Here is an 18,598-nt window from a genome sequence, read left to right on the forward strand (position 1 = left end):
GTCAACTCCGGTGACTGGGGACCGATCACATGTCGACTGCGGTCGAGTATTCACGCATAAGTGGTGAGAGATTGCTGTCGGCACAGCTTTGATGGCACAGAACGATACGCAGTGCGCGGAGGGAATCCCACCTGCGTCTAACCGGACACCTTCCCCGCTTGGACGAATACGACAGGGCCTGCAAACGCACGAGGCACGTCCGGCACCGCATGCCCGGGACCGCCCGGTGCTTTTACCCCGTCCCCGGCCCCATTGGAGGCGGGAGCGAAGACGAAGCCGGCATGTCGCCGTTGCGGGACTGGCTGGCGAACTGGGTGCGGTACAGCTCGGCATAGAGGCCGCTCTGCCGCAGCAGTTTTTCGTGGGTGCCGCGTTCCTTGACCCGGCACTCGTCGATGACGAGGATCCGGTCGGCGTCCCGGATGGTGGAGAGGGACCGCAGGGTCAGGTCGCGCAGTGTCCAGGCGTTGTCGGTACGTTCCTGCATGGGCGCGACGATCGATTCCGGCGAGGCCAGGGAGACGTCGACGGCCTTGGGGTAGCGGAACGACACGCCCCGGAACGTGCCCTCGGGCGCCCGCCCGTCGCCGGTTGGTCGGCGACGACGTAGCCCAGGCGGGCGCCGGGAAAGACGGCCTTGGCGAAGGAGCCCGGGTGCGCGACCCGGTGGTCCCGGTCCAGGGGCTTCAGGGTGGGCAGCAGGGGGCCGTGGCTGACCAGCCGGTACGGACTGTCCTCCACGACGAGCAGGTCGTGGCGGGCCGCGCGGTCCAGCAGGGCGGTGCGGTCCCGCAGGCTCATGCTGGTGCCGGACGGGTTGGAGTGGTCCGGGGTGACGTAGAAGGCGCGGGGACGGCGCCCCCGCTCCCGCTCCCGCTCCCGCTCCCGGACAATCGTTTCCTCCAGCGCGGCGAGCGAGAAGCCGCCCGCGTCCTCCTCCACCGGCGTCACCGGTATGTCCAGCAGCCGGGCCGCGCCGGTGATGCCCATGAAGCAGGGGCTGGAGACCAGGAAGGCGTCGTCGGGACCGGTGACCAGCGCCCGCAGCACGATCAGCATGGCCTCCTGGGCCCCGACGGTCACCACCACGAACCCGGCCGGTACGTCGGTGCCCTCCACGCGCAACGAATCGGCGATGATCTCGCGGATCTGCCCGGCGACAGGGCCGTACTGGTACATCAGGGTGCGAACCCGTTCCGGCGAACGCCCCCGCTCCGCCTCGTGACCAAGGTACCCGCGCAGGTAGTCGAAGATCTGCTCGACGTCGAAGAAACCGTCGTACGGACGGCGCGGGGCAGCCGGCAGCCCCTCGCGGGCCGGCCGCGCGCGAGCACCGGCGCTCTGTCCAGACATCAACTCTCCCGCCCGGCATCACGTTGATGAAGGCCATTTCCGGTTTCTGACACCGGGCGCTCAGCATGGCACCGGTCCGGTGAATCCCCGCACTGTCCAACTGTTTCGCGGATTCGGCGCGGCACTCCATGAGCCGGAAATTGCTTTCCCTCTTCAGGACCCGGGAGAGCCTGGGCGCAGGAATTCGGAACGACCGCTTCTGCGTATTCGCGAAACAGCACTCGGCGGCCGTGCCGACGGCGTCGGGAGCGGGCCGCCTGCGTTCCTTCCGGGAAGGCCGTGACACTTGCCGCGCCAGAATCCGGAACTCGCGGCGTGCTGTCCAACCGGTCAATTCTGCCCTTTGGGCGCGAGGGGGAGTGCGCGCGGGCATTCTGCGATACCGCCGCCCGCGGTCCGGAACCGCCGTTCGGGGCGCACCGCGGACAACGTCCGGTTCGGCAACAGCTACTCCACCGAAAACCAGGCTCCCAGCGCGTCGTACAGGCCGTCGCCTGTACTGCCTTGCCAGGTGACGTCGCAGGCGGAGCGGAGCGGCAGTGCGGCGTCGAGTTCTTGGACGGTCACGGTGTCGACGTGAGCCGTTCAAGCACCCATGTCGGGGGTGCCGGCAGATCCGCGATGTACCGCCGGGACGCCGACCGGGTCAGCAACTCGCCGAACAGTTCGCGCAACGCCGTCACATCGCCGCCGGGCCGGGTGAGCAGCTATTGGGCCTGGGTGTGCATGGCGACCCGTCGCGCCACGGGGCCCGCTCCGACTCATTAGTGTCCAGCAGCCCCTCCGGGGCGTGGCCGCGCAAGGCCGCGGCCAGCTTCCAGCCCAGGTCGACAGCGTTCTGAAGCCCATGTTGAGCCCCGGGCCACCGATCGCCGAGCGCACATGCGCGGCATCCCCGAGCAGGAAGACCCGGCCTGCCCGGTACCGCGACGCGATCCCGGAGGCCGTCGAGCGACGCCTCACGCCGGAACGGCGGTACGACACCGAAACCGGGTACGGTCAGGCCGCCGTCGGCACCGACCAGGAACGCCGCTTCGACCGGCTGCCGTCCGTTCAGTTCGACCGTCACCGACTTGTCGCTCTGTGCCGGGCCGGTGACCTCGTGCCCGTGGCGGACCTCGACACCCAGTTCGGCGGCGCGCTCGGCGAGCACGCATTGATTCCGGCGATGCGGCACCCTCAACGTGCCGGAGCGGATGGCCCGGCAGATCGCTCAGGTCGAGCGGGAACGCGCCGAACACGAAGCCGGGTGCCGGTTCGGGTGTGGCGCAGGGGGCGGTCAGGCACTCGTACAGCCCGCGCCGGTCGAGCATCGGGACGACCTGGCCGACCAGGCCGTTCGCGCGCTGCTCGGTCGTCGGCCCGGTGCGGCGTTCCACGACGAACGGACGGGCGCCGGCCAGGACGAGTTCGCAGGCCGGCATCAAGCCGTCGGGGCTGGCGCCCGCGATCACGACGTCGATCACGGACGGGTTCCTCTTCCGTGTACGGGGGTGGGCAGCCCCGCCGTGATGCGCGCGAGGGCGTCCGCGAACACGCGGTCCGCCGGTACCGGCGGACCGGTGCAGGTGGTGTGCCATGGCGGTGTTCATCGCGGCCACCACCGCGGACGCGGCGAGGTGCGGGTACATGCGGGACAAAGGGCGGCCGCGGCCGTACGGGTTGCGAACTGCGGCAGCACGGTGTGCGTGATCGCGTCCCACAGCGGCTCCGCCGGGTGCTCGTGCAGGGCTGCGGCGATGCGCAGACAACGGTCGAGGTGGTGGGTGGCGATCGCTTCGCCCTTGCTGGAGAAGTAGTTGTTGAATCGTTCGCGGCGAGACGCCGACGGCCTCGCCGATGTCCTCGCCCTTGACGTTGTCCAGTCCGCGTTCGACAGCCAGTCGTAGCGCCGCCCGGTGGAGCGCGGCGCGCGTCTCGGTCTTCGCCGGCCGAGTGACCGGTTCAGCCATTGAGCAGCCGCCACGTGGTGAGGGCGAACCGTGCCCGCATCAGTCCGGCGGGCTCGGTGAGTTCGATATCCAGGGCCTGCCGATCTGTTCGAGTCGGCGGGCGACGCTGCGGTGATGCAGGTGGAGCAGGTCGGCGGCCCGCCGTAGGGCGCCGGTCGCGCAGTAGGCGTCCAGGGCCTCCATGACTTCCGCGTCGCCGGAGAGCCACTCGATCGCCGCGCCCTGAGGTTTCAGGATCGACGTCGGACCGGCGGCCGGGCTGCCTGAACACCACCGCCCCCGATGAGGCTCTGGTCCCGCCCCCGTCGATCGCCCTCACGGAATGTGCGCCTGATCCCATGAGACGTCGGTATAGCCAAACGACTGCGTGTAACTTCGGCTTCACGACTGGCTGAGCCGCGTCACTCAGCGTACCCCGATTTCCTCGGGCCAGAGACGCTGAAGGCCGCATAGCCGCAGGTCAGGGCACCCCGGTAGAGGACTTCATGGCAGAAAAGTCTCTTGGGGGCGTAGGCAGCCAACGGCTCGGGCGCGGAGACGAAGGCCGGCGGTGTCAACCGCTTGGACAGCCGTCTCCCCTGTACAACTTCGGGTGGGCAGTACCCGGCCGATCACCGTGCCCTTCGATGACGAGCAGCGTCGACAAGGGGGCGATCTGAAGGAGTGGCCCTGCTCATCCCTCGCGTGAAGCGGGCCGCCTCCTCCCCACGCGCTCTCGTGCCGGACCGGCCGAGAGCAACCCGGCCAGAGGGGTACCAGCTGCCGACTAGCGGGCCAGTGGCGTACAGGGAGCGTCTTCCATGAGCTGCTTCCGTACCACGCACACAGCCGCCGGAGTGGTCGTGAGCCAGCGCCCCCCTGAGATTTCTCTGAGACTTCTCTGGGACTTTCGTCCAGATCAACGGGCATCGGCGTGAAAGATGTGAAAGCTCGATCTGCCTGGTCAGCACCCTCCGACCACCCATCGCAGCAAGTCACAGCCCCGTAGGGTCTCTTCTACGGCATCTGGGGCGGTACGGACGAGGAGGAGCGCCGCAAGCTCACCACCCACCGCCAACGCAAACGCCGGGCAGCCTGAGGGGCGACGGAGCTGTGGGACTCCTCTGGGACTTCACCCACCGGCCGAGACCAGCCGCCTCTCCCCCAAGCCGAGGCCGGACTTGGTGCGCCCCAATCCGATCCATGCGAAGACCGCGTCCATGGCGGCCGCGCCCGGCGCACTGGCGCGGGGCAGGAAGTGGAAGTGGGGCCCTGGGCGGCTCCCACACGAGACCGTCTTCGGCGGCCCTCGTGCAGCGGAACGATCACACCCGCTCTAGCCAAGGCCGGCCCCACACATACGTGTCGTAGCTCTTGCGGTCGATCGCAATACGCCTGCGCCCAGCCACCAAGAGGTGGAACATCCTCGGCCTCCGGCGCTTTGCCTCCACCGACGTCTCGAGCGGACGGGGGGGTCGCCCCACGACAGCGTCACCGGCAACGGCGCGAAAAGTTTCGTGTGTTCGGGGGCGGCGGTCCTCGTGGTCGGGACCGCGCTGGCGATCTTCTCCGGCGGCCTCACCGCGGGCGCGGCCGCGGCAGCCAGTACGGAGATCCTGGCTGCCGCCAGCGCGGCCGACGTCGCCATCTCGACAACGGTCGCCGAGATCGCAGGAAGCATTCTGGCCACAGCCGCCATCGGCAGCATCGAAGCAATCACCGTGGACGTGGCCGTCGCCCAGAGCGGACGCAACCTGCTCGGCGAACAAAAGGGCATCAACGTCACCGAGATCCAGGACGCCGGCCTAACCGGCCTGCTCCTTCGGCGGAGCCGCCCGCAGCGCCAGGGCCATCGCCGACGCAGGCGGCATGAAGGACGTCTTCGGCGGCTGAAGCTGGACAGCCTGCAACTTCACCCGATAAGCGACCAGATGGGCAAGCGGCACACCTGGGAGCTGTACCGGGCGGAAAACTCCGAAGCGATGGCGCCACCGGCCAAACCAGGCGATGATACTGGACACGGTGCCCTTGCGGATCGTCGCCGGGTCGAAGTCGAGCAGCGTCTGCTTCGAGATGTCCGTGGCGAGATCGCGGACGGCCTGGGTCTGGACATCCTGGGCGGCTTGTGCCGCCTGCTGCGCTTCCTGCACGGCAACCTCGGTCCACGTTGACGTCGTGTCCGCACCAGTGCGGTAAGCGTGCCGGACAGCGCGGTGAACGTCTACACGGCGAATTCCCGGTCTCCCACCTCCGTCGTGTCGGATGCGGTGGCGGCCGAAGAGATCGGCGCGGTCCCCGCAGGCGCAATGACCTGCGTCGCCCTAAATAGCATGGTGCTGCCCGCCCCTATGCGCCGGAGGTCCGCACTGTAAGCCGCACGACCGCGCCGACATGGTCAATTCCTGCCGTGGAAAATTTGCCGCCGTACGCGCGGATGCCTTCGGTGTGAGCATCGGTGCCGTCGCTCAGCCCGAGACCGGGGGCCCGTAAGTGATCCGCTGGATGCTGCGCGGACTACTGCCGGTGACATAGGCGTCCAGCGCCTGCTGCGCGAGACCCGTTTCCGTGCGCGGCACCAGCACGTAGACGTTCAAGTGCCAAGTATCAAGGCCCCGGCGGAATGCGCCGTTGAATTCGCACGCGAGCCCGGCGGCACTCTGTTGGCCACGGCTGGCACCTGCACTACGTCCGGCACATGTCATAGGTGTACAGGTTGGGGATACTGGCCTTGAGTCCTGATTTCAGAGCAGCACAGATTTCCATCAGCAACGCCATGTCACCCCACAAGAACCGGATCGTGGCAGTAACGCCGGAGTTTGAACTGAGCCATACGGTTGTCACGGACGCCGACCGCCCCGAACTGGTCCATCCCGGCCAACCGAAAGGGGCGCCCTCGATCTGCGAGAACAGCCAGCCGCCCTGCCCACTGACGAATCCGTTCAGCGGACGCAGCGTGGTCCAGCGTCCACATCGGTCCACGACTGGTCATTCGCGTCGAACTTGCGGGACGTGGCCGTCACGTCCTTGCTGAACTGGCGGTTGCGGTGGGTCTCTATCTCACGGCTTGCCGCATCCAGTGCCTGCGCCAGGACGTCGTCGTACAGGTCCTGCTCGATGGCCATGTACGTATTCAGTTCGGCCAGCGAGGCGTACGGATCACCCATCGTCGCGACGCCCCCTGTCAGATGAAGCTGCGCGGCAGGGGCATCTTAGGGCGCCAGCATTCCGCCGATGGAATACGTGGTGGAGTCCGTGTCTGCGTGCGTCATGCTGACACGGAAAACCGGCGGGAGAAAGTCATCCACCGTCAGGTTCATGGCGGGCGTGAGACCGGGCCCGGCCCGCAGGGGTACGGTTCCCGTGGTCACGAGTGACGCTGGCGCAAAAACGGTGAAAGTCTTGCTGCTCAGGCGGGCGACGCCGGTCACGGTGACCGTGATGCCGGGTGATGCGATAATGGCCGTGACATCGATGACCAAGTACAGCGCCCGGTAGCCGTAGCCACGGCCCGCGACCTCGAACTCCTGGAAATTCGGGGCGAGGGTCCGCGCGGCGAGCGGCAGCACGGTGAACTGCCGCGCCTCGCTGGACAGCGCTGGATGACATTGGCCATCACGAGCCCTGCTTACCGCTTGGCGGCCGTCCCGGTCCGCACTTCTCTGCCGGACGCGCCGTGGCCTGCTCTACGTCGTAATGCACTTCGAGCAGCCGGAACATGGGCTCCTTGCCTACCAACAGAGGATGACCGGCACGCACCCGAGTCACGTCTTGGTGGATCCGGACCACGGTGCCGTCGCTCAAGTGAATGCTGCCACTTGTAGCCGCTACGTAAATGTCTCGGGCATGAAACCGTCTCCCGCACGGTCGCCCCTGCCTGTCCTGCCCACGGCAGGTGCGGGCTCGCAGTCCAGCGGGCCCGTGAGTTGCATCTCGTTGTCTCGTGACGAAAGTGAAGAGGAAGCGCGTACGGGTTTCGGGGGTTCGTGGCTTAATCATGCCTACGGCATGTCCATTCCCTTGAAATAAAACGTCATCTCAGGTCTGCTGGCTACCTGCATGGAGTACCGCGCACGTTCTCCCATCGTTCGCGACGGGAAGGGAAAAGATGAGTAAGCAAATCCAAGCAATCACGGCCGTCATGGAAGGGCGGCTCTGGAAGCACCTCGCCCTGTCCGGCAGCGAGTACGTGATCTTCACGGACAAGGGCATCAATGAGGGCCCAGGGCTCATAGCCACGAAGTGGCGCTTCCTTCCGGCCCGCTTCACCAGTGACCTCGACGCGGCGTCCGTGGTGATGGAAGGCGGCATATGGAAGTACATGTTCATCAAGGGGAATGAACGTATCGTCTTCACCGATTCCGCGATTTTTGCCGGTCCGGAGCAAGTAGCGGTTGCGTGGCCCTTCCTCAGGAACTGGTTGGGCCGCTGACCGTCAACTCGAAACCGACTGCGCACGGACAACCAGGCCCGGGCGCAGTCGACGTTCTCGCGCGTTGAATCACGTCTTGGCCTTGAGGAGGCGGAACGCGTTCGAGTCCAGCGTCTTGGAGCTGTTGCACCAGACCGCGTACATGCCGCGCTGTCCGGTCGGATAGTCCGCGGTCCCGCCGAAGAGGTGCGGGATCAGCTCTACCGACGTGCCGAACTTGTCCACGATCAGGAACCACTTGAAATCGCCCAGCAGCAGGATCTTGATAGGGGTGGACGCACCGATGCGCTCCCACAGGTTGGCGTCGCCCGCAGTGTCGAACTGCCTGGTCTTGTTGTAGGTCGCCTTGTTCACCATTCAGGAGGCGTTCGGCGTGTGACACGGCGGCAGCGCGTCGACCGGCGAGTACCTGTCGGCCACGGTGAACGGGGTGGCTGCGGCGGTCTCGATCTGCTGGCCGGACGCGACGCCGGCGGCTTCACGGGTCACCGTGATACCGGCGCTGGTGAGCCCGTCCCAGGTCTTGCCCGTGATTGGAACAACGCGGGCGATCTGCCGCATCGGGTCGGCCACCCCGCCGCCGGTGAGGGTTACCGTGGGGGCCAGCTGGAAGGGCACCGCGAACGCTCCGGTGGCATCGGCCCCCATCGCCAGGGCGGCCCGCTCCTCATTGGTCAGCGTCGCCGTGGACCCTGCCAGGCACGCCTTGCCGAAAGCATGGTCGTAGCGCTCATGGCCGGTGGTCAGGATGCGTTTGGCTAGAGCCCCCTCTGTCCCGTCCACGTTGCGGACCAGGTGCTCCGCGTGCGTCCGCGCCGCCGCCGAGGTACAACGTTGCGTGCGCGTTCTCGGTACCGCCGTGAGCGGAGTAAGCGGTCGGCTCCGTAAGACCTTCAAGGGTTGACTTCGGGGGTTGACTTCTGAGCCTGTCTCGTGTGCGGTGCCGGGTCGGACGTTGGGGTGGCGGGGTAGAGGCCGCAGGCGCAGTCCAGGGTGCCTTCGGGCTGTAGGTGGATAGGGCGGCGGTGTCCTCGTAAGAGGTGCCGGCTGGTGGCGAGCCTGCTGTTTGTGATCTTTCGCGACTGCCCTTCAGGAGCTGCGCCCCGGCAAAACAGATGCCCCGGACTGCACGGCGACGTAATGTGTGATCCCGGCTGCTGTCTATTACCTGGCCGTTGTACGGCCACAGCTTCGGGAGGGCTTGATGGTTGAGGACATAGTCAGGACTTGGGTGGCGGGCTGGGCCGTATCCCGGCGGACTTCCCCGCCTGTCGAGAAGCCCTGGGGGCTCTATATCGAGGTGGTCGGCAACGCCAACGAAGTGGGACGCCATGTCCTGCCCGAGGCCGACGAGTTGTTGGTCCGCAGCGCTGCGGCCTCGGTGTCCGTGCCGCGGACTTGGATGAAGATGCCCGCGGAGCCGGAGCAGATCGAGTCCTGGCTGCCCCAGGGGTGGGCCTGGGCGGAGAGCGGCCATCTGATGGCCGTTGACCTGATGGCCACGGACCCGGTCGCGCCTGAGGGGTACACCGCGACCGTGGAGACCATCGGAGGCGTCACCTACGCTCGGGTGCTGGATGCGGCGGGCGAGCAGGCGGCCCAGGGGCAGATGGCTTCCCTCGGGGAAGCTGTGGTCGTGGACCAGGTGGTGACCGAGGAGGCCCATCGGCGGCGTGGGCTGGGCAACTTCGTTATGCGTACGCTTGCCGACCGCGCCCTGGAGGAAGGCGCGGTCCTCGGCGTTCTCGGCGCGACCGACGCCGGGCGCGCGCTGTACGAGACGCTGGGCTGGAAGAAGCACACGACGCTGGCGGAGTGCGTCTACCGGCCCTGAAGCAGGAGCAGTGGCCGTACGCGGGGGGGGCAGCCGAATCCCAATGGCGCCAGCCGTCCCCGGACAGTTGCCGCTCTGGCCTTCACACAACTGCGGTCAGGGCCATCTGTTCCCACCCGGTGCTCATGGCACGGGATGCCGAGCCCAGCCACGACGTCTGGGCTCCGCCCCCGCGGGCGAGCGGGCTGTGGCGTGCCAGTGGTCCACTTCGGCCGATCGGTTCGCCCGCCATGCCCGTGCGCCATGCCTGTCCGCACTGCTCGTCCGCATTGCCTGTCCGATAGCCGTGAGCGCCGCCGAACGCGTGCGGTCGAAGAAGATGCCTACGGTCACAAGAGCTTGCAGCCGAGCTGTCAGTGTCCAGTTGGTGGAGAATTTCTGGCTGTCGCTGGTCACTTGGCGTGCTGGTTGCCGGCGGTGCGCGGTTCGCTGGTCGTGTGCCAGGTCCGTCGGGGTTGGTTCGGCGCCTCAGCCGGCCTGTTCGTCGAAGGCTGGGGAGGACGATGCCAGGGCGGGTTGTCGTTGGCGAGTGTCGCCGTCGCGGTCGCGGTCGCCTCTACGATTCATATGGGTGGGCAGTTTGAGCGTGTGGTCGATCAACTTGAGCGCGACGACACTCCCAGCGCATCGCCGGACTCCCGCACCCCGTCGTCACGCTGGTGGTCGCGTTCGGCGAGGGCTCGCTCGTCGTGGCCGACGCCGGTGGCCGACATCAGTGGGGAAGTTTCGTTGTCACCGGCCCGTGGTCAGACGTCCCAGGTGACCGGGAGGTTCTTGACCCCGTAGATGTCCGCGGTCTCGGGGCGCAGGCCGACCTCTTCTGCCGGTACGGCCAGGCGCAGCGTGGGGAAGCGGTTGACCAGGGCGGTGAACGCTACCTGCATCTCGACGCGGGCCAGTTGCTGGCCCAGGCACTGGTGGATGCCGTGGCCGAAGGCCAGGTGTCCGCCGTTCTTGCGCCGGATGTCGAGCACGTGGGGGTCGGCGAAGCGCTCGGGGTCGCGGTTGGCGGTGTGGTACGACAGGATCACGGTCGTACCGGCCTCGATGGTCTGGCCGCCCAGTTCCACGTCCTCCAACGCCACCCGCATGAACGTCTTCGCGACGCTCAGGTACCGCAGCAGCTCCTCCACGGCCCGGTCGGCGAGCGCGGGATCGGCGCGCAGCGCGGCCAGTTGGTCCGGGTTGCGCAACAGCGCGAAGGTGCCCAGCGCGAGCATGTTGGTGGTGGTGTCCAGCCCCGCCGCCAGCAGGAGCAGACTGATCCCCCGCAACTCCTCATCGGTCAGGTCGCTGTCGGTGAGCTCGCTGAGGACGTCGTCGGTGGGGTTCGCGCGCTTGGCGGCCACCAGTTCCCCGAGATAGGCCTGGGTCGCGGTATAGGCCGCTAGCAACTCCTCGTCGCTCGCCTCCCCGCTCATGAACGACTCGACCTGCTGTTGGAAGGAGCCCCGGTCCTCGTACGGCACTCCCAGCAGCTCGCAGATCATGATGGCGGGGACCGGCTTGGCGAACGCGGTCACCAGGTCCGCCGGCGGTCCGGTCTTCTCCATCGCGTCCAGGCAGTCCGTGGTGATCTGCTCGACGCGCTCGGTGAGCAGTCGCATCCGCCGTACGGTGAACTTGCCTGCCAGCGGCTTGCGGTAGCGCCGGTGCTCCGGGTCGTCCATGAGGAGGAACTCGCCGGGCGGCGCCGGCGGGACCTCGATCTCGCCGTAGTCGATGGTCGGGTGATAGCGCATGAGTTCTTTGCGTGAGCTGAACCGCGGGTCGGCCAGGACCGAGCGGACCAGGTCGTATCCGGTGACCAGCCAGCCGGGTGTGCCGCCGGGGAACGTGAAGCGGCTGATGGGGCCGTGCCGGCGGGCGTCGGTCAATTCGGCCGGCGGGTCGAAAGGGCAGCCGGGCCGGCGGGTCGTCGGCAACGTCGTGACGGTGTGCAGGGATTCCCCCATGACCATCCTCATTTCGCGATAGTGCGCGTTTTTGCGCAGCACGAAAGCTACGTTGCGTTCGGATTGACGTCAATCGAGTAGTAGGCGTTTCCCCAGGTGAATGGCGGTAAATTGATGCAATGACGCTGCGTTCTAACGCAACGTAGCGTTGCAATGAGGAGGAGCGAAGGCAATACTGCCGGCATGCCAGGAGGACGACTGACCCAACAGGAGCGCCAGCGCATCGCGGCCGGACTCGCCGACCGGCTCTCCTACGCCGAGATCGCCAGGCGGCTCGGCCGCCCGACCTCGACCGTCAGCCGTGAGGTCGGGCGCAACGGCGGCCCCGGCGCCTACCGGCCCCAGCAGGCACACCAGGCGACGGCCGAGCGGGCACGGCGTCACACGCCGGCGCCCCCGCGCGCGACCGGAGCGCCGGGCGGCACGGCGGTAGAGGGGGTCATCGAGCTGGCGGTCAGGTCGGGGCTGCCGAGGACGACGGCGCGCGTGCACGTCGACCTGTTGCTGTCCGAGGACGGCAGGCGGACCGCGGCCGAGCTGACCCGCAGGCTGGAGGTCAGCCCGGCCTCCGTCTCCGTGGCCGTGAACTACCTGGTCCACCACGGCTATGTCCGTCGCGAGCGCGACTCGCAGCGGCGCCACGATATCTACGTGGTCGACGACGACGCCTGGTACCACGCGATCGTGTTCAGCGCGCGGCAGACGCTCGAATCGGCGCGGGCAGCGATGGAGGCGGCGGAGGCGCTGGGGCCCGGCAGCCCCGTGGGCCAGCGACTGGCCAAGTCGGGGACGTTCCTGGAGCGGGTCGTCCTGGACATGATGGACTCGGCCGACCGCTGGCGCACCCTCCTGGCATGAGCCGGTGGCTGCCGTTTAGTTCACCCCGGCGAGAAGCTCGCTGAACAGTTTGTTGGCCGCGGGGGACGCGACTTGGCGGGCCAGCTCCGCGCGGGCGATCTGCTTGCGGAACTCGCCTTCGTACGAGGCGTCGCCGGCATTGTGCATCAGCTCGGTGATCCATGCCGCGAATGCCTGGTAGTTCCAGATGTGGCGCAGGCAGGTGTCCGAGTAGCTGTCGAGCAGGCTCGCATCGCCTTTCCGGTTCCGGTGGATGATCGCGCGGGCGAGGACCTCGGCGTCGTGGAGGGCGAGGTTGAGTCCCTTCGCGCTCATCGGAGGAACGATGTGGGCCGCGTCCCCGAGCAGATACAGCCTGCCGTAACGCATGGGGCTGTACACCACGCACCGAAGAGGCACAATCCGCTTGTCGACGATGCGGCCGGCCGGCACGGGGGCGGCGAAACGGGCCGCCATTTCCTTCCAGATGCGCTCGTCCGGCCATTGCGAGGGGGTGTCGTCGGCCGGGCACTGGAGGTAGAGACGGCTGGCGTGCGCGCCGCGGGGAAGCATTCCGGCGAGTCCGCGGGAGTGTATGGCGATGCCCAGGGGATTCGCCGGCACCTCGGCCAGGACGCTGAGCCAGGAATACCCATACTCGTGGGAGTGACGCGTGAGGGCGCCGGCGGGGACGGACTCGCGGCTGATGCCGCGGTAGCCGTCGCAGCCGGCGATGAAGTCGCAGGTGACGACCCGCGTCGAACCGGCGGTGTCCCGGTAGCGTACGCGGGGACGTTCGCCTTCGAGAGCTTCCGGGGAAACGTCGGCGGCCTCGAAGCGAAGGTCGCCGCCGCCGCGCAGGAATACATCCGTGAGGTTCCGGACGAGGACCTGCTGAGGGCAGAAAAGGGTGTCGCGGGTGATGTCCTTGTCGTATGCCAGCGGGAGTTCTTCTCCGTCGATCCAGTAGCCGTTGCCCACCTCCGGGACGGGGTCCCCTTCCAGTACCTCTTCGAGTCCCCATTCGCGGAACATGCGCACTCCGCGGCTGTCGATGGATCCGGCCCGTTGCCGCTGTTCGACGTATTCCCGGTCGTGCTTTTCGAGAATGATGCACTCGATTCCTTTGCGCAGCAGGAAGTTACCGAGCACCAGTCCGGCTACTCCGGCACCGACGATGACGACGGCGGTATTCTCACTTGTCTCACTCATGTATTCCACTGTGGGCTCCGGCGGCTACCGCCCCAACCGCTGAATGGACACCGGATACTGAAAACCCGCCAACTTGGCGGCGCGAGGCCCGTGCCCTTACGTCAGGACTGCTACGTCGTGACCGCTACTCCAGGACCGCTACTTCAGGTCCTAACGCAGACCTGCTTGGTAGCGGCCCGGGGTCTGGCCGACCAACTCGGTGAACGCGTCGATGAAGCTGGAGGGGTTGGACCACCCGCAGTCCATCGCGGTCTCGGTGACGGAGCGGCCGTTGGTGAGATGGACCAAGGCGTGGTGGACGCGCAGGATGGTGCGCCAGCGGTGGAAACTCATGCCGAGTTCGGTGTGGAACAGGCGGCTCAGCGTGCGCTCGCTCGCTCCCGCGGTCCGTCCCAGCTGGGCCAGGGTCGCACTCCGGCCGGGGTCGGCGTGCAGCATGTCGGTGACGGCACGCAGCCTGCCGTCACGGGGTTCGGGCAGGTGCAGGGACTGCTCGGGGGGCTCGGCGAGTTCGTCGATCACCACCGCGAGCAGCCGTTCGCGGGCGCCGGGACGGAAGGCCCGCCGGTCCGTCAGCGCCAGGAGGGCTTCTCGCAGCAGCGGGCTCACCGCGTACACGCTGGGGTGTGCCGCGAGTTCACCGCACAAGCCGACCGGAACGGCGACGAGACGGACGTTGGTCCTGCCGTAGAAGCGATGGGAGTGGGCGAACCCGGGCGGCGTCCACGTCACCCGGTTGGCCGGGGCGATCCAGGTCCCGCGCTCGGTCGTGGTGGCCAGGGCGCCGGCGGCCGCGTACACCAGCTGCCCCAGGGGGTGGGAGTGGGGGTCGACGTGGTGGCCGTGCGGGAGCCAGCCTCCGCCACCGGATGTCGTCACCGGAAGTGCCGAGGGTACGGGGGGAGGTTGACGGAATTCCGGCATGGGCCGCCAGTCTACCGGTGGGTGAACTGTCCATCTCCGGCGGTATGCGGAATGGCGGACGCGGCTATTCCCTACGCCGTCGGTTTACCGGCTGCGAAACGTACCGCTGAGGTTTCTGCGGGAATTGCGGCTCTGGTGGGACGAACGGGGCGCACGGATGCCGTTACTGTCCTCGCAACCGAATCGGCTCAGACTCCCCGACAAAGGAGTGCGAAAATGAGCGTACGTCCGATGAGAGCGCTGGCAGCGCTGGCCACGGCCACTGCTACTGCCGGTGCGTGCATGATGGCGGTGCCGAATATTGCCGCCGCGGCGCCGACCGTCGCGCCCAGTGCCACTGGGAAGAAGCCGCTCTCCGTCGTCCACGTGCCCGGTGACAAGGCGAAGGCCGGAAGCACGGACAGCGCGGCCGCGTTCTCGTGCCCCATCAAGGTGCACGGCTACGCCGGCAAGCGCGTGTGCGGATTCGACTACTTCTACTACGACTGGGGCGGCGGCAACCGCGAGTACTTTGTCGTCGGCACCAACTATTCCATCTTCCATGCCTGGCGCGGCAGCGGCGGTTGGAAGCCGCTCGGCGGCAAGGCGCGTAAGACCGCCCCGAACGGCGCCTACGCCACGAGCCCCACCGGCGTCGCGACGATCGGCACGGACAACCACTGCTGGTGGCGGCCCAGGGGCAACGGCAGCTGGCCCGGCAGCTGGCGCCGCTGCTGACTCTCCCTGCTGTCCCTGCTGTCCCTGCTCTTCCTGGCCCGGCCCGCGGTCACAGACGGCACAGGGCGGTCTGGTGATCGCGGGCCGGACGCCGGGGCGCCCCGTTCGCAGGGCCGTGGTTCAGTGCTTGCGGGGCTGGTTGAAGCGCAGCATGTTGCCGGAGGGGTCGCGGAAGGCGCAGTCGCGCACGCCGTACGGCTGGTCGACCGGCTCCTGCAACACCTCGCCGCCGGCGGCGCGGATGCGTTCGAAGGTGGCGTCGCAGTCGTCGGTCTGGAAGATGACGCCGCGCAGCAGGCCCTTGGCCAGCAGCTCTGCCATGGCCTGCTTGTCGGCGGGCGAGGCGTTGGGGTCCGCGAGGGGCGGTTCGAGGACGATGTCCACGTCGGGCTGTGCGGGCGAGCCTACGGTCACCCAGCGCATGCCCTCGAACCCGACGTCGTTGCGCACCTCGAATCCGAGAACGTCCCGGTAGAAGGCGAGCGCCTTGTCGTGGTCGTCGACGGCGATGAAGCAAGCGGAAAGGTTGATGTTCATGGGTACAACGCTACGGACGTCGGCCGGGTCCGGCTTCTCCATTCCTGACCGGTCGCGTGTGGATCTTGGCGATGCAGGGCGGGATGGCGGCGCTCTCGTCATGGCTGCGGGCCCGGTACGCGCTGGGGGTCTCGCCGACCAGCTCGGTGAACCGCGAGCTGAACGACCCGAGCGAGGTACAGCCGACCTCGAAGCAGACCTCCGTCACCGACAGGTCGCCGCGCCGCAGCAGCGCCTTGGCCCGCTCGATCCGGCGCGTCATCAGGTAGCTGTACGGCGTCTCCCCGAAGGCTTCGCGGAAGCTGCGGGAGAAGTGGCCCGGCGACATGAGGGCGGCTCGCGCCAGCGCCGGGACGTCCAGGGGCTGCGCGTAGTCGCGGTCCATCAGGTCGCGGGCCCGGCGCAGCCGGACGAGGTCCTCCAGTATCACGTGATCACGATCCCATACGCGGCACGGCGGCACTACTTGCGGGCGACGCCGCCGTACATGGCGATGTCCCGGTCGTCGACCTTCTCCTGGTCCGCGTCGGGCCGCCAGTGGTGGACCTGGGTCAGCCCGGGGGCCACCAGTTCCAGCCCGTCGAAGAGCGCTTCGGCCTCGGTCCGGGTACGCAGTTTCATGGGCATGCCCCGGAGCGCGTACTCGTCGGCGACCCGGCCGACCTCGCGCGGCGCGAAGTCGGCGGTTCCGATGGTCATGGCGACGAAGCTGCCGGCAGGCAGCGGCTCCAGGAGGCGGCGCACCAGGCTGTGGTCGTCGGGCGGCAGGATGAAGTGGAGAATCCCGATGATCATCAGGCCGACCGGCTGCCGCAGGTCCAGCAGCTCCTGGAACTGGGCGGAGCCGATGATGGCCTCGGGGTCGCGCATGTCGGCGTCGACGTAGGCGGTGCGGCCCTGGGCGGAGCCGGTCAGCAGCGCCCGCGCGTGGGTCAGCACGATCGGGTCGTTGTCGACGTACACGGCCCGTGCGTCGGGGCGGACCTGCTGGACCACTTCGTGGAGGTTCGGGGAGGTGGGGAGGCCGGTGCCGATGTCCAGGAACTGCCCGACGCCTTCCTCACGGGCCAGGTACCGGGCCGCGCGGTGCATGAACTTGCGGTTGGCCCGCATGTGGACGGGCAGCGCGGGCCACTCCCGGCACATCGCGTCGCCGGCCTCGCGGTCCACGGCGTAGTGGTCCTTGCCACCGAGGATGTAGTCGTACACGCGTGCCGAGTGCGCCGTACCGGTGTCGATCCGGTCCACCGGGTAGCCCTGTTCCAACTCCCCTGCCCCTTCCGGCCGTACCGGTACCACCATGGTCCGGTTTCAGAGGGAGTCTAAGCGCTTGCTGATCAACTCTGATCGCACGCCCCTGGTTTGCGGGCACGCTGCCTGCCGGAACGCCGCCACTTACCGGAACCCTGCTGCCCGAACCCTGCTGCCGGAACGCCGCTTACCGGAACGCCGCTTACCGCGGGCCGGGGACGGGTCCGCGGCAAGCAGTGTTCCGCCGGGCGGTCAGCCGCTTTCCAGCACCAGTTGCAGTTCGACTTCCTGGTCGCCCGACACCGCGCCTTCCGAATGGACGGAGAACGCGCTGGTCAGCACCTCCCGCAGCCGGTCGACCGCCAGGTGGCTGCCCTGGAGGTTCACGGTGACGGAGTCGGACAGCGACGCGGCGCCGGTCTCACCGCGTACTTCGGAGGTCTCGAAGGTCTCGGTCCAGACGGTCGGGTGCCCCGGCTGCTTCTGCTGGTCGTGCGGGGTGTCGCCGTCCGCGCGGTCGGACGCGAAGCAGGCCCGCAGCGTGCTGAACACGGCCTCGGCGTCGGCCGGGGACTGGGCGCTGAGCACCACTTGCGCCGGCTCGTCGTTGTGGGTTGTGCGGTTCATCTGGGCTGTGTCCTCTCCGCGCTGTGCGATGGGGTGGTCGGTGTGCCGGGGTCCGGCGGGTGGGTGCGGCGGGCTTCCTTGGCCGCCCGTTGGGGTACGACGGTGTACTTGGGGTCCTCGGCGGAGGCGATGCCGGCCGCGAAGATCCCGAAGCGGGTGCACGCGGAGCCGGCGAGCAGGGCCAGCCCGCTCGCGGCGGCCAGCGGGCGTGAGCGGCCCCCGAACAGCGCACCGCCGGCGGCGCCGATCGCGGTGAGCGCGCTCGCCGCGCGGAGCAGCTTTCCGGCGCGGCCCTCGCGGTAGGTTTCCGCGACCATGCCCAGGCGTCGTTCGGCGGCCTTGGTCACGGCGTTCTCGGCGACCGTGGCGAGGACGGCGGCGCAGCGCGCCGGCGCGGTTTCCCGTGCGGGGCCGACGACGAGGGCCATGCCGGAGGCGGCCGCCGTCGCGGAGGCCGCGAACAGGTAGGGCAGTTCGCGGTGGGCGCCGTGCCAGGCGGGGACCGCGGTGTCCGCCGCGAGGACCGCGGTGTACGAGGCGACGGCCGGCCCGAGGAGCGCGGCGGCGCCGGTGGCGGCCGCTCCCGCCCTGGGCAGCCGGCCGGTGACCGCGGTGACGGCCGCGGCGCCCGCCGCCGGTCCGTATCCGGCCAGCAGCCAGGAGCCGACGCTCATCGGCGAGGTCGGCTTGAGGACGCGCAGCATGTTGCCGAAGCGGTCCGGCCTGCCGAGGTCGTTGACGAGCGCGGCGGTGGACAGGGAGACCGCCGCGAGGGAGGAGATCTTCATCGCGGTGGCGGTGGTGGTGCGACCCGTCGCGTGGGCGCCCGCCGCCAGTACCGATCCGGCGCCGGCCAGGCCGCCCAGGAAGAAGTACCCGGCGATGTCCCTGGCGCGCCAGGCGGGTGCCTTGATGACCGGCCTGCCGTAGTACGAGCCGAAGTCGGCGGGCGGCGACATGAGTTGCTCGCCGCGCGAGCCGCGCGAGCCGC

At 68.5% G+C, this 18,598-nt stretch carries 21 protein-coding genes and 3 pseudogenes; 5 read left to right on the top strand and 19 right to left on the bottom strand.

Features of this window, described 5'->3' with window-relative positions; translation table 11 throughout:
• Positions 1-232: 232 nt before the first annotated feature.
• From ACH4OW_RS25690 to ACH4OW_RS25715, 6 genes and pseudogenes are all read right to left on the bottom strand, one after another.
• Positions 233-487, bottom strand: a complete 255-nt coding sequence (locus ACH4OW_RS25690) for a hypothetical protein (RefSeq protein ID WP_398030202.1) — start codon at positions 485-487, stop codon at positions 233-235.
• On the bottom strand, positions 445-1,353 hold the full coding sequence (locus ACH4OW_RS25695) for an aminotransferase class I/II-fold pyridoxal phosphate-dependent enzyme (RefSeq protein ID WP_398030203.1): 909 nt from the start codon (positions 1,351-1,353) through the stop codon (positions 445-447). Before ACH4OW_RS25695 ends, ACH4OW_RS25690 begins: the two co-directional genes overlap by 43 nt.
• A gap of 679 nt (positions 1,354-2,032) precedes the next feature.
• Positions 2,033-2,337 (bottom strand): annotated as a pseudogene (locus ACH4OW_RS25700) (FAD-dependent monooxygenase).
• Between the two features lie 79 nt (positions 2,338-2,416).
• Positions 2,417-2,530 (bottom strand): annotated as a pseudogene (locus ACH4OW_RS25705) (hypothetical protein); the annotation flags it as partial.
• Between the two features lie 157 nt (positions 2,531-2,687).
• Positions 2,688-3,305, bottom strand: a pseudogene (locus ACH4OW_RS25710) (FAD-dependent monooxygenase); the annotation flags it as partial.
• A 39-nt stretch (positions 3,306-3,344) separates the two neighbouring features.
• Positions 3,345-3,488, bottom strand: coding sequence for a hypothetical protein (locus ACH4OW_RS25715; RefSeq protein ID WP_398030204.1), 144 nt, complete (start codon positions 3,486-3,488; stop codon positions 3,345-3,347).
• 1,337 nt (positions 3,489-4,825) lie between these two features.
• Here ACH4OW_RS25715 and ACH4OW_RS25720 point away from each other — a divergent pair.
• Entirely contained in the window at positions 4,826-5,455 is a 630-nt protein-coding gene (locus ACH4OW_RS25720) for a hypothetical protein (protein ID WP_398030205.1), read from the top strand.
• 294 nt (positions 5,456-5,749) lie between these two features.
• Here ACH4OW_RS25720 and ACH4OW_RS25725 read toward each other — a convergent pair whose 3' ends face one another.
• From ACH4OW_RS25725 to ACH4OW_RS25735, 3 genes are all read right to left on the bottom strand, one after another.
• Positions 5,750-5,878 carry a hypothetical protein gene (locus ACH4OW_RS25725; RefSeq protein ID WP_398030206.1) on the bottom strand — a complete coding sequence of 43 codons (129 nt, stop codon included), beginning with the start codon at positions 5,876-5,878 and terminating at the stop codon, positions 5,750-5,752.
• Positions 5,879-6,223: 345 nt separating this feature from the next.
• The gene (locus tag ACH4OW_RS25730; protein WP_398030207.1) at positions 6,224-6,448 is read right to left on the bottom strand and encodes a hypothetical protein; all 225 of its coding nucleotides are present in this window, start codon (positions 6,446-6,448) and stop codon (positions 6,224-6,226) included.
• A 45-nt stretch (positions 6,449-6,493) separates the two neighbouring features.
• Positions 6,494-6,850, bottom strand: coding sequence for a hypothetical protein (locus ACH4OW_RS25735; RefSeq protein WP_398030208.1), 357 nt, complete (start codon positions 6,848-6,850; stop codon positions 6,494-6,496).
• A gap of 539 nt (positions 6,851-7,389) precedes the next feature.
• On the opposite strand from ACH4OW_RS25735, the gene ACH4OW_RS25740 reads away from it, so the two are divergent.
• Positions 7,390-7,713 carry a hypothetical protein gene (locus ACH4OW_RS25740; protein ID WP_398030209.1) on the top strand — a complete coding sequence of 108 codons (324 nt, stop codon included), beginning with the start codon at positions 7,390-7,392 and terminating at the stop codon, positions 7,711-7,713.
• 69 nt (positions 7,714-7,782) lie between these two features.
• On the opposite strand, the gene ACH4OW_RS25745 is transcribed toward ACH4OW_RS25740, so the two are convergent.
• Positions 7,783-8,070, bottom strand: coding sequence for a hypothetical protein (locus tag ACH4OW_RS25745; RefSeq protein ID WP_398030210.1), 288 nt, complete (start codon positions 8,068-8,070; stop codon positions 7,783-7,785).
• A complete protein-coding gene (locus tag ACH4OW_RS25750) occupies positions 8,071-8,496 on the bottom strand; it encodes a hypothetical protein (protein ID WP_398030211.1) in 426 nt (141 codons plus the stop codon).
• Positions 8,497-8,917: 421 nt separating this feature from the next.
• Here ACH4OW_RS25750 and ACH4OW_RS25755 point away from each other — a divergent pair, with 421 nt between their 5' ends.
• Positions 8,918-9,547 (top strand): GNAT family N-acetyltransferase, encoded by a 630-nt coding sequence (locus ACH4OW_RS25755; protein ID WP_398030212.1) that lies wholly within the window; start codon positions 8,918-8,920, stop codon positions 9,545-9,547.
• 746 nt (positions 9,548-10,293) lie between these two features.
• Here ACH4OW_RS25755 and ACH4OW_RS25760 read toward each other — a convergent pair.
• A complete protein-coding gene (locus ACH4OW_RS25760; protein WP_398030213.1) occupies positions 10,294-11,502 on the bottom strand; it encodes a cytochrome P450 in 1,209 nt (402 codons plus the stop codon).
• A 183-nt stretch (positions 11,503-11,685) separates the two neighbouring features.
• Here ACH4OW_RS25760 and ACH4OW_RS25765 point away from each other — a divergent pair, with 183 nt between their 5' ends.
• Positions 11,686-12,360 (top strand): helix-turn-helix domain-containing protein, encoded by a 675-nt coding sequence (locus tag ACH4OW_RS25765; protein WP_398030214.1) that lies wholly within the window; start codon positions 11,686-11,688, stop codon positions 12,358-12,360.
• Positions 12,361-12,375: 15 nt separating this feature from the next.
• On the opposite strand, the gene ACH4OW_RS25770 is transcribed toward ACH4OW_RS25765, so the two are convergent.
• Both ACH4OW_RS25770 and ACH4OW_RS25775 read right to left on the bottom strand, forming a co-directional pair.
• Positions 12,376-13,551, bottom strand: a complete 1,176-nt coding sequence (locus tag ACH4OW_RS25770) for a 4-hydroxybenzoate 3-monooxygenase (protein ID WP_398030215.1) — start codon at positions 13,549-13,551, stop codon at positions 12,376-12,378.
• A gap of 150 nt (positions 13,552-13,701) precedes the next feature.
• Entirely contained in the window at positions 13,702-14,475 is a 774-nt protein-coding gene (locus ACH4OW_RS25775; RefSeq protein WP_398030216.1) for a helix-turn-helix domain-containing protein, read from the bottom strand.
• Positions 14,476-14,691: 216 nt separating this feature from the next.
• Between ACH4OW_RS25775 and ACH4OW_RS25780 the strand changes: the two genes are divergently transcribed.
• Entirely contained in the window at positions 14,692-15,192 is a 501-nt protein-coding gene (locus ACH4OW_RS25780) for a hypothetical protein (protein WP_398030217.1), read from the top strand.
• A gap of 120 nt (positions 15,193-15,312) precedes the next feature.
• Here ACH4OW_RS25780 and ACH4OW_RS25785 read toward each other — a convergent pair whose 3' ends face one another.
• The 5 genes from ACH4OW_RS25785 to nrfD form a co-directional block, all read right to left on the bottom strand.
• Positions 15,313-15,729: a VOC family protein gene (locus ACH4OW_RS25785; protein WP_360130087.1), complete on the bottom strand. Its 417-nt coding sequence runs from the start codon at positions 15,727-15,729 to the stop codon at positions 15,313-15,315.
• 10 nt (positions 15,730-15,739) lie between these two features.
• Positions 15,740-16,159 carry a helix-turn-helix transcriptional regulator gene (locus ACH4OW_RS25790; protein WP_360130084.1) on the bottom strand — a complete coding sequence of 140 codons (420 nt, stop codon included), beginning with the start codon at positions 16,157-16,159 and terminating at the stop codon, positions 15,740-15,742.
• Between the two features lie 32 nt (positions 16,160-16,191).
• On the bottom strand, positions 16,192-17,031 hold the full coding sequence (locus ACH4OW_RS25795; RefSeq protein WP_398030218.1) for an SAM-dependent methyltransferase: 840 nt from the start codon (positions 17,029-17,031) through the stop codon (positions 16,192-16,194).
• A gap of 201 nt (positions 17,032-17,232) precedes the next feature.
• Complete coding sequence (locus tag ACH4OW_RS25800) at positions 17,233-17,607, bottom strand: hypothetical protein (RefSeq protein WP_360130078.1); 375 nt, start codon at positions 17,605-17,607, stop codon at positions 17,233-17,235.
• Positions 17,604-18,566: an NrfD/PsrC family molybdoenzyme membrane anchor subunit gene (gene nrfD / locus ACH4OW_RS25805; protein WP_398030219.1), complete on the bottom strand. Its 963-nt coding sequence runs from the start codon at positions 18,564-18,566 to the stop codon at positions 17,604-17,606. The genes ACH4OW_RS25800 and nrfD overlap by 4 nt, the downstream gene beginning before the upstream one ends.
• Positions 18,567-18,598: the final 32 nt, after the last annotated feature.

Origin of the sequence: Streptomyces sp. NPDC017056 (assembly GCF_044332485.1) — a bacterium.
Classification (GTDB): Bacteria; Actinomycetota; Actinomycetes; order Streptomycetales; family Streptomycetaceae; genus Streptomyces.